Raw genomic sequence first — 395 nt, 5'->3', positions numbered from 1 at the left:
CAGCCTCCGTGATGGTCGAGAAGGGCAAGGACTACGTCCAGGCCGCCCGGCTGATCGGCCTGACGCCTCCGGTCATCCTGGTCCGCCACGTGCTGCCCAACGTCACCGGGCCGGTCTTCGTCATCGCCACGATCAACCTGGCGCTGGCGATCATCACCGAGGCGACCCTGTCGTTCCTCGGCACCGGCCTGCCCGAGACCATGCCGTCGCTCGGCACCCTGATCCGCACCGGTAACCGGTTCCTGTTCTCCGGCGAGTGGTGGATCGTCGCCTTCCCGGGCCTGGCGCTGGCCGGCCTCGTCATCGCCATCAACCTCCTGGGGGATTGGCTGCGCGACGCGCTCAATCCGAAGCTGCAATGACCGAAACCATCCTCTCCGTACGCGACCTCACGG

At 67.3% G+C, this 395-nt stretch carries 1 protein-coding gene; it reads left to right on the top strand.

Annotation, left to right across the window (positions count from 1 at the left end; all coding sequences use genetic code 11):
• Positions 1-362 (top strand): ABC transporter permease (locus E4T88_RS19070; RefSeq protein ID WP_135107606.1); only part of this gene is annotated, 362 nt, incomplete at its 5' end.
• Positions 363-395: the final 33 nt, after the last annotated feature.

It is taken from the genome of Dysgonomonas mossii (assembly GCF_004569505.1).
Classification (GTDB): Bacteria; Bacteroidota; Bacteroidia; order Bacteroidales; family Dysgonomonadaceae; genus Dysgonomonas.
Note: the sequence above shows the minus strand (reverse complement) of the source record. Positions and strands in the feature narration are given on the sequence as shown.